Raw genomic sequence first — 8,276 nt, forward strand, 5'->3', positions numbered from 1 at the left:
ATGCGAAGCTGAATCAGCTTGACGCCGAGCGGCGCCAACCTTTCGATCCAGGCGGCGCTGTCGACGATCAGGTAGAAGGGATCGAGCTTCATGAAAAAACGGCCCTGCCGACCATCGGTGTCGATGGCACGGCGACGTCGCGCGGTTCGAGCATTCCCGAACTGAACGCCTCACGACCGGCGTCGACCGCCTTACCGAAAGCACGCGCCATGCCGACCGGATCTGCCGCCTTGGCGACCGCTGTGTTCAGGAGCACGGCGTCAAAGCCGAGTTCCATGACGGTGGCCGCGTGCGACGGCCGTCCGAGCCCCGCATCCACAATCAGCGGGACGCCAGGGAAATATCCGCGCATCGAGCGCAGCGCCGTCATGTTGACCGGTCCCAAGGCGGAACCGATCGGTGCGCACCACGGCATCAGGACCTTGCAGCCCGCTTCCAGCAGCCGCTCGGCGACAACGAGATCGTCGGTGGTATAGGGGAATACCGCAAAGCCGTCCTCGCACAGGATGCGGGCGGCTTCAACCAGACCGAACACATCCGGCTGTAGCGTGTCGTGATTGCCGATCACTTCGAGCTTGATCCAGTTGGTGCCGAAGACCTCGCGCGCCATTTTCGCGGTGGTGACGGCTTCCTTGACGGAGAGGCAGCCGGCGGTATTGGGCAGGGTTCTGGCGCCCAGCGAGCGGATCAACGACCAGAATTGTTCGCCGGCCCTACCGCCCGCCATCTCACGCCGCAACGAGACGGTCACCACCGACGTGCCCGATGCCTTGACTGCATCGGCAAGGATGGCCGGCGAAGGATACTGAGCCGTGCCGAGAAGCAGGCGCGACGAAAGCTCGGTTCCATAAAGCTCCAACATGCTAGCCGCCCTGCATGGGCGAGAGGATTTCGATCCGGTCGCCGTCGCTCAACTGGAACTCCGCGCGGTTGGCTTTGTGCACGAGGTCGCTGTTGACGGCGGTGGCGAGCCAATCGCCCTCATAGTCGAGCGCGGCAAGCAACTCGGCCAGCGTGGTGGCGGCAATCTCACGCGCCTCGCCGTTGACCATCAGTTTCATGAGCATGCTCCTTGGTTCTGTCTTGACTGAAAACCAGGTCGGCAGCCTGGCGCGCCATGGCGGGGGCGAGGAGAAAACCGTGACGATAAAGACCGTTGATCGCGATGATCTCACCGTCTGTTTCGACGCGTGGCAAATTGTCGGGAAATGCCGGACGGACACCCACACCGGTTTCAACGATCTCGGCCTCACCAAAGGCCGGATGGAGGGCATGGGCGGCGCCCAGCAGCTCCATCATGGAACGCGCCGTCACCGGTCCGGCGCTCTGGCTTTCAATCATCGTCGCTCCGATCATGAAACGGTGATCGGTGCGCGGCACGGCATAAAGCGGAAAGCGTGGATGAAGCAAACGGACCGGCCGCGACAGCGAGACATCAGGCGTGCGAAGGATCAGCATTTCGCCGCGAACACCGCGCAGCCTGTCATCGGCCGCTGCCATTCCCATGCAGTCTATCTGACGGGCGAATCCCGAAACAGGCCGGGCGTCGCAGCCGAAGTGGAATTTGACACCCATGGTCGCAAGCTTGTCATGAAGTGCCGCCATCGCCGGGCGTGGGTCGAGGTGAGCCTCGTCGGGGAAGAGCAATCCACGCCGGAAGCGGCCGGCGAGGTCGGGTTCCAGGAGCGCAATTTCGTTTTCATCGACGCGCCGATGCCCTGACGTGCGACTGGCGAACCGGTCAAGCTCACCGGCATCACGCGGCGCGGCCACGACCAATGTCCCGGCCCGTGTCACCTGACCCGACAGCACCGCATCCCACCAGTCGGCAGCATCGCGTCCGAGATCCAGCACCGGCTGCTCCGCGCTTTCGCGCTCGCACCATGGCGCCAGCATGCCGCCGGCGAACCACGACGCGTTGCCACCAAGGCCATGCCGCATCTCGGCGACGGTGACCGTCGCGCCGCGGGCGGCGAGTTCGAAAGCGACGGTGAGGCCGGCAACGCCGGCCCCTTTGACGAGCACCCTCATGATGGTTTGGGAGCCTCTGGCACGACCGGTACGCCAGTCTCGTCCGCCTGCATGTAGAGATCGCCGCCCTCCCGGTATTTTGCCGCCATTGCCGCCATGCCTTCCTTCTGGGCCTCGGCACGGATGTCGTGGGAAATGCGCATGGAGCAGAATTTCGGCCCGCACATCGAACAAAAATGTGCCAGCTTGTGCGCCTCCTTGGGCAAGGTCTGGTCGTGGAAGGACCGTGCGGTTTCGGGGTCGAGCGACAGGTTGAACTGGTCCTCCCAGCGGAACTCGAAGCGCGCGCGCGAAAGGGCATCATCCCTGGTTTTCGCTGCCGGATGGCCCTTCGCCAGATCGGCTGCATGGGCGGCTATCTTGTAGGTGATCACGCCAATCTTGACGTCGTTGCGGTCGGGAAGGCCGAGATGCTCTTTCGGCGTGACGTAGCAAAGCATTGCGGTGCCGAACCAGCCTATCATGGCGGCACCTATCCCTGAGGTGATGTGGTCATAGCCCGGCGCGATGTCGGTCGTCAGCGGCCCCAACGTGTAGAACGGCGCCTCACCGCACACTGCGAGCTGCTTGTCCATGTTCTGCTTGATCTTGTGCATGGGGACATGGCCCGGGCCTTCGATCATCACCTGGCAGTCCTTTGCCCAGGCAATCTTGGTGAGTTCTCCAAGTGTTTCCAGTTCGGCGAATTGCGCCGCGTCGTTCGCATCGGCGATTGAACCGGGACGAAGGCCGTCGCCGAGCGAGAAGGAGACGTCATAGGCTCTGGCGATGTCGCAGATCTCCTCGAAATGCTCGTAGAGGAAGCTCTCCCGGTGATGGTGCAGGCACCATTTGGCCATGATCGAGCCGCCGCGCGAGACGATGCCCGTGACCCGGTCGACGGTCAGCGGGATGTAGTGCAGCCGCACGCCGGCGTGGATGGTGAAATAGTCGACGCCTTGCTCGGCCTGCTCGATCAGCGTGTCGCGGTAGACCTCCCAGTTCAGATCCTCGGCGATGCCGTTGACCTTTTCCAGCGCCTGATAGAGCGGCACCGTACCGATCGGCACCGGCGCATTGCGCACGATCCAGTCGCGGATGTTGTGGATGTTGCGGCCGGTCGACAGGTCCATCACCGTGTCCGCGCCCCAGCGGATAGCCCAGACCATTTTTTCGACCTCTTCGGCCATCGACGATGTGACAGCCGAGTTACCGATGTTGGCGTTGATCTTGACCAGAAAATTGCGACCGATGATCATCGGCTCGCTCTCGGGATGATTGATGTTGGCGGGAATGATTGCGCGCCCGCGCGCCACCTCGTCGCGCACGAATTCGGGTGTGACGAAATCTGGGATCGCCGCGCCGAAGGCTTCGCCGTCGCGTTGCAGCTTGCCGCGCATCACCTCGCGGCCGAGATTCTCGCGGATGGCTACGAACTCCATTTCTGGCGTGATGATGCCGGCGCGCGCATAGGCAAGTTGGGTCACCGCCTTGCCCTGCTTGGCCTTGAGCGGCCGATTGCGTATCGGAAATTCCGGTGTCAGGCGCTCGCCGGTGGCGAATCCATTGTCTTCCGGCCGGACGTGGCGGCCGTCATAGGCTTCGACATCGCCACGCGCCGTGACCCATTCGTGGCGAAGCCGGGCAAGGCCTTTTTCGATGCTGGTTTCGACTGATGGATCGGTGTAGGGGCCGGACGGATCGTAGACGGTGACGGGCGGTTCGCCGGCCGTCGGATGGACGGAAATCTCGCGCATCGGCACCCTGATCTGCGGGTAGAGGACGCCGGGCTTGTGGATTTTCCGCGAGGCGGGCAGTGGTCCCGTCGATACGGCGGGGGTGAGGGCATTCATCGTGAGGCTCCTTTGCTCATGCATTGGAGACCCAGTTCTGTGCCGGAAGGATGAAAAGACGCTTCTGTAGACCTGCTGCAACAGGACCTCGGGCGTAAACTCCCGCAAAGCGCTTGCACCGTCCCTACGCCAGTATGAACTGGATCAGGTTCAACGGGTCACTGCGCCGCGAAAGCCAGCAGTATCTCAGCCCCTTGCCGGGACTCCCCTGGTGAATGCCTTAGGTTGAACGGGCTGACGCTATCTTGTCAAGCGCATTCGGGCGCCTTCGGCCGGTGGCGACGACCGGCGGCCAGCCGGGCGGAGAGCTCGCGCATGCATCGGGGACAAGTCACGCCCCGTAGACCGGGGCTGAATGGCCAAAGCCTCATTCGCTTCGTGAAGGATGGAGAAACTGTATTGGCCATGTGCGCGTATCGACCAAGTAGCTCAGGCGGTCACGGATGTGGTTATTCTGGTCGAAGGTGACGAACGGCCTTGGGGGTCACCTCCTTTAGGATTCAGAGGTTGGAAGACGGCTTCTCGCGATCACGGCCATCAGGAAATACCTGTCTTCGGCTCAACCTCGACATGGCGTCCGATCGACCGCAGATATACAGCTATCTCGTTCATGAGATGATCGCGTTCGCCGTAGATTTCAGCAATCCTACGCAGCTGTGGCTCGACGGCCCTCCGTTGCGCTGGCGTGAAATCAGCATCGCCAAAGACGTATCCCAAGTTGCCAATCGCGCAAATTTTGCAGCCGGCGTCCACAACTGCTTGTACGAATGCCGGAATGTCTTTTTCTTGCATGGTCTTCATGTCGAACCTCTCGTGAATGGCGTGCTTGCGCCCCAATCTGCCTTTTCAGCGTGTCCTCTGGGCGGCGCAAGCCCTGAGCGTGACTGTGCACGGGCAACCTCGACTATCCCATCTGCCACGCTCTTTAGAATCGGTGGGGTCTGGTGATCGCAGGCTGGGCCACTCAAAAGCCTGCAAGAAGAAAGTCATGGCGACCATTGCTCAAGATCGCAAGGGTGCGTGCAAGACCTTCCGTTGGCAGTCATGCACGCTCGCTCAGAGATAGTCCGGCCGCGGAAATTCTCCCTTATTCGTAAGAAAGCTCATTGAGCAACTGGGCATTGAGCAACTGGGTCTCACGTCACGGGTCTCGTGTGCTTCACAGCCGAAAAATAGCCGCCGTGGCAATTCTCGAAAAGTGCAGGCTACCTCGTTAAGGACACTGCGGATGATCGTTCGCGCTTGGCAAAAGCGAACGGATTAGTCTATGGCTCTCGGCAGGGGGGCGAGTTATGCGGCGGGTGCGAATCCTTCAAGTAGGCGATATTCACTATCCGGACTGGCATCCTTCCTCTAGCAACATCGATGCCAAGGATAGCAAGTTCGCTCCGAAAATAACGCAGAAGCTACGCGCGTCTTCGCTGCGTGCCGTCTTGACGAAACTTCGGCGGCTGACGACTTCGAAGCCCTTGGATTCGATCGCCTTCATGGGGGATTTCACGAGCCGTGGCGACAAGACCTTCATTGCTTCGGCATTCCAGCATTTCACGTTGCTCTGCCGCGCACAGGGACGCAGTTCAAAGGCGCTTCCGTTGATATTCGTACCGGGAAATCACGATGTGAACCGTGATGACGCGCGCGAACTTGGACCGACTGAGAAATTCAGCGAAATGGCGAGTTTAGCCGCCCGCTTGGGTTGGCAGACCGTTCCCGTGGACCAACCCGTGCACTTCAGACTTCCGACAGGATCCGCAGGCGCAAACTTCATCCTCGTCAACACAGCGATAGGCAGTTGGGAGCTTCAAAACCTTCCCGCGTTCCTTCGTGATCGTCTCGAGGCACTCAGTCCTTCTACAGAGCCTCTAGATCTCGGCTCGCCGGACATCTCGGGACATTCGCCCGCGACACCTCCCAGCGATCCAGACAAGGAGGCGTCCGACGACGAGTATTACGGTCAGATGGACACGCCATACATCTCGCGTGAGATGCTTGCAGGCCTACAGGAATTGCTCCAGCAGCCCGACATGCGTTACGGCATCATAATCGGCCATCACAATCTGCTGCCACAAAAGACTCCGCGCATTACGCCATACGCGGAGATGCTCAACAGCGGATTTGTCAGAACTCAGCTGCTGCAGGGCAACAAGCCTATCGTCTACCTGCATGGACACATACATGCTGATCCGGTCGAGATCGTCAACGATCCAAGGTTTCCGGACGGCAAATTGATCTGCATCTCAGCACCAGAGATACAGTCAGGTTTCAATGAGCTCGTCTTCTTCACGACCGATCAGGGAGAGCTCGTCGGCATCCGACTTATACCCTACCGCACCAATGTCGCCGACGGGACGGTCATGGAAGGCGAACATTGCTTTATTTCGACCATGTCCAACGGCAAGGCCTTTCTGAACAACGACACGTTTGACCTGCTGCGCCGACTGCGCGACCATGCCACCAGGCGCGGGAATGGGTTACTCTTCTGGGACGAGATCACTGAGATTGCTGCCTCCGCCGAGCTCGGGCTAGATCTGGAAGACTCTCTTCTGATGCTCCAAGCGGCGCGCTTCATCGAGATAGACGGCCTCACCAAGGCAAACTCGGCTTGGCGCATTAAGGTAAGGGACGAATAGCGATGGAGAATCCGTTCGGCCCCAACAGGATCGAGTACGAAAGCCGCCCGATACTGTGGTTCAGTCAGAAGTCGGCGTTGATTTCTGCCGCCGCCAAGCCGGTCTTCGTCGCAGGGACGAGAGGCAGCGGCAAGACCAGCATTCTTCGCTCGCTTTCCACAGTCCATATTCTTGAAGACAAAAGTCTCTCGGACCAAGTCGGCAAGCTCGCTTGGTATGGCGTCTTCTTCCAGCTCAATGAGACATTCTCGCCCCTAATCGACAACGCCGTTCTGAACCTCATTCCGGAGCGGATACGCTTCGACACGGCCGCCGTGATCCCGCGGCAATTCGTAATCTTCTCTCACTATCTGGAGCTGAAGATAGTCGAACGCCTGCTCGAGAGCATCGGCCAGCTCAGACGCGACGGCCACTTGAAATACCGGGCCTCCGAAGATAGGGACGTCGCCCTGGCACTGCATCGCGAAGTGCTGCACTTCATACCCCAACCTGCCCGTCTCGACTTCTTCAGCATCGATGAGCTGCGGGGTGGGATAACCCGGTACGTCGACGAATGCTTCAACGCGTTCTTCTTTGCCGCCGATGCCGGAGCGACCGGCTTCAGAGCAACAGACCCTGGCGCGATCATTAACAAGGTCGCGACCGCGATCACTCCACTTTTAAATGGCCCATCTTTCGCCGGTGACAGGGCGCCCTTCTTCAAGATACTGATTGACGACTGTGAAGCACTGACACCGCTCCAACAGCAGTTCCTGAACACCTTGGTGAGAAAGACGCGCGGCAACGTGAAATGGGTCCTCGCCTACATCGGCGGCCTCTACGACACGATCCGGACGATCATACCCGGCCAGTCGCTCTCGAATGCTGACCGGGACGTCGAGAATCTTGATTCAGTCGATCCGAGGGAGTTCGCCACGCTGTGCGAGAACGTGTCGTCGCTTCGGCTGTACTATGCGCTTCCTGACCATCTGCGGAGTGATCTCGAGCGCAACGATGCGCTCAGCGCGTTTTCGCTCAAAAACCGGCTGGGGCGGCTTTCCGTCAATGACATCATCGAGCGGGTTATCATATCGGGTCATTCCGAGGGCAGAGAAGAGCTTGTGGCACTTGCTGATGCAGCACGTGAATTCCTCTCCGTGAATTTGAGGACGGCGGATCAGCAGCAATTCCTTCTTGATCGAAAAGCGCGCCCTTATGCCGAAGGGCTGGCGCTCGCGCTCATGAACCCGGAAATTAAGCGCCGGCCCATGAGCAAGGCGGATGCTTCAAATCTGAAGAGGTCGATCGCCCGGAAACAGGGATGGGCTTTTCTGAAAGCGTGCCAGATGCTGCGTCTGCATGACTACCCGTACGTAGGGCACCAGATCATCACATCATTGAGCGACGTCTGTATACGCGATTTCCTTGATATAATGGGAGAGATCTTCCGCCGCAGTGTTCCGAGTTCCAGTGATCCACGAAAACTGGTGGAATTCATCAACTCGGATTTACAGATTCATCTCGAACAGCAGAGACAGGCTGTGAACGCCGCCTCTCAACGGAAGCTTGATGGACTTCAGGCGCTTTCACATCCGTACGAAGAAGAGAGCGTGCGCATGGTGCGGGCGTTGGGTTACCTGACCGCTCGCCTCCAGACAGAGTTTGCCGAAGAAAATGCTCTAGGAACGACAGAGAGAGGCATTTTCAGGGTTGATCTAAAGGAAATGCGCTCGCTGGTGAACCGACTGGAGCAACCCAGCGGAAAACTGGACGAGGTCCTGCGTCGGGCGGAAAGGGATGGGTT

General features: G+C 59.6%; 7 protein-coding genes, 1 pseudogene and 1 riboswitch. Of the genes and pseudogenes, 2 read left to right on the forward strand and 6 right to left on the reverse strand.

The genetic code is table 11. The annotated features are described in order from the left end of the window. The 6 genes and pseudogenes from EN993_RS26555 to EN993_RS26585 all read right to left on the reverse strand — a co-directional run. Positions 1-92 (reverse strand): annotated as a pseudogene (locus EN993_RS26555) (thiamine phosphate synthase); the annotation flags it as partial. Then, a complete protein-coding gene (locus tag EN993_RS26560; RefSeq protein WP_024504259.1) occupies positions 89-862 on the reverse strand; it encodes a thiazole synthase in 774 nt (257 codons plus the stop codon). The gene EN993_RS26560 and the pseudogene EN993_RS26555, both read right to left, overlap by 4 nt. A 1-nt stretch (position 863) precedes the next feature. Further along, complete coding sequence (gene thiS / locus EN993_RS26565; RefSeq protein ID WP_024504260.1) at positions 864-1,061, reverse strand: sulfur carrier protein ThiS; 198 nt, start codon at positions 1,059-1,061, stop codon at positions 864-866. Continuing rightward, positions 1,030-2,031 (reverse strand): glycine oxidase ThiO, encoded by a 1,002-nt coding sequence (gene thiO, locus EN993_RS26570; RefSeq protein WP_063169415.1) that lies wholly within the window; start codon positions 2,029-2,031, stop codon positions 1,030-1,032. The genes thiS and thiO overlap by 32 nt, the downstream gene beginning before the upstream one ends. Then, positions 2,028-3,863, reverse strand: coding sequence for a phosphomethylpyrimidine synthase ThiC (gene thiC, locus EN993_RS26575; protein WP_063169414.1), 1,836 nt, complete (start codon positions 3,861-3,863; stop codon positions 2,028-2,030). Before thiC ends, thiO begins: the two co-directional genes overlap by 4 nt. 103 nt (positions 3,864-3,966) lie before the next feature. Continuing rightward, a riboswitch (TPP riboswitch) is annotated at positions 3,967-4,083 on the reverse strand. 317 nt (positions 4,084-4,400) lie between these two features. After that, on the reverse strand, positions 4,401-4,664 hold the full coding sequence (locus tag EN993_RS26585) for a hypothetical protein (protein WP_082826710.1): 264 nt from the start codon (positions 4,662-4,664) through the stop codon (positions 4,401-4,403). A gap of 491 nt (positions 4,665-5,155) precedes the next feature. Between EN993_RS26585 and EN993_RS26590 the strand changes: the two genes are divergently transcribed. Further along, positions 5,156-6,493 carry a metallophosphoesterase gene (locus tag EN993_RS26590; RefSeq protein WP_063169413.1) on the forward strand — a complete coding sequence of 446 codons (1,338 nt, stop codon included), beginning with the start codon at positions 5,156-5,158 and terminating at the stop codon, positions 6,491-6,493. 2 nt (positions 6,494-6,495) lie between these two features. Further along, a partial coding sequence (locus tag EN993_RS26595; RefSeq protein ID WP_164757820.1) for a hypothetical protein occupies positions 6,496-8,276 on the forward strand: 1,781 nt, incomplete at its 3' end.

This window comes from Mesorhizobium sp. M7D.F.Ca.US.004.01.2.1, from assembly GCF_003997785.1.
GTDB lineage: Bacteria > Pseudomonadota > Alphaproteobacteria > Rhizobiales > Rhizobiaceae > Mesorhizobium > Mesorhizobium loti.

Excerpts from the sequence above, each read along its gene's own strand:
- EN993_RS26585 (WP_082826710.1), bottom strand. The coding sequence starts at position 4,664 with ATGAAGACCATGCAAGAAAAAGACATTCCGGCATTCGTACAAGCAGTT.
- thiC (WP_063169414.1), bottom strand. The coding sequence starts at position 3,863 with ATGAATGCCCTCACCCCCGCCGTATCGACGGGACCACTGCCCGCCTCG.
- EN993_RS26590 (WP_063169413.1), top strand. The coding sequence starts at position 5,156 with ATGCGGCGGGTGCGAATCCTTCAAGTAGGCGATATTCACTATCCGGAC.
- thiO (WP_063169415.1), bottom strand. The coding sequence starts at position 2,031 with ATGAGGGTGCTCGTCAAAGGGGCCGGCGTTGCCGGCCTCACCGTCGCT.
- EN993_RS26560 (WP_024504259.1), bottom strand. The coding sequence starts at position 862 with ATGTTGGAGCTTTATGGAACCGAGCTTTCGTCGCGCCTGCTTCTCGGC.
- thiS (WP_024504260.1), bottom strand. The coding sequence starts at position 1,061 with ATGAAACTGATGGTCAACGGCGAGGCGCGTGAGATTGCCGCCACCACG.